Genomic DNA, 514 nt, shown 5'->3' on the forward strand with positions numbered 1-514 from the left:
GGCGCTTATCGCGTAGCCTGAGCCGCAAGCAGAAAGGCTCGGCCAACCGCAAGAGGGCCAAAGCCAAGCTCGCCCGCCTGCATGCGCGGATCTCCTGTCTTCGTTCCGATGCCTTGCACAAGCTCACCAGCGACCTGGCCCGCCGGTTCCATACCATCGGCATCGAGGACCTGAATGTGCGCGGGATGACGAAGAACCGACATCTGGCGCGCTCGGTGGCCGACATGGGCTTCTTCGAATTCCGCCGGCAATTGGAGTACAAGGCGGCGATGCGGGGTGGCATGGTGGTGGTGGCGGACCGTTGGTTCGCCAGCAGCAAGATGTGTTCATGCTGCGGAGACAAGATGGATGCGCTGCCGCTGTCGGTCCGGGCGTGGACGTGCCCGAGTTGCGGCACCCCTCATGACCGCGACGTGAACGCCGCGATCAACTTGCGTAGTTACGCCGTGAGTTCCACGGTGTCAGCCTATGGAGAGGACGGCTCTGGTCCCGGTGGTAACTCTGGGACGAAACC

Annotated in this window: 1 protein-coding gene; it reads left to right on the top strand. The window is 63.2% G+C overall.

Translation table 11 applies throughout. The annotated features are described in order from the left end of the window. The coding region (locus ACGLHR_RS52240) for an RNA-guided endonuclease InsQ/TnpB family protein (protein WP_400104041.1) at positions 1-514 on the top strand (514 nt) is incomplete at both ends.

It is taken from the genome of Cupriavidus sp. CuC1 (genome assembly GCF_044627735.1).
Taxonomy (GTDB): domain Bacteria; phylum Pseudomonadota; class Gammaproteobacteria; order Burkholderiales; family Burkholderiaceae; genus Cupriavidus; species Cupriavidus ulmosensis.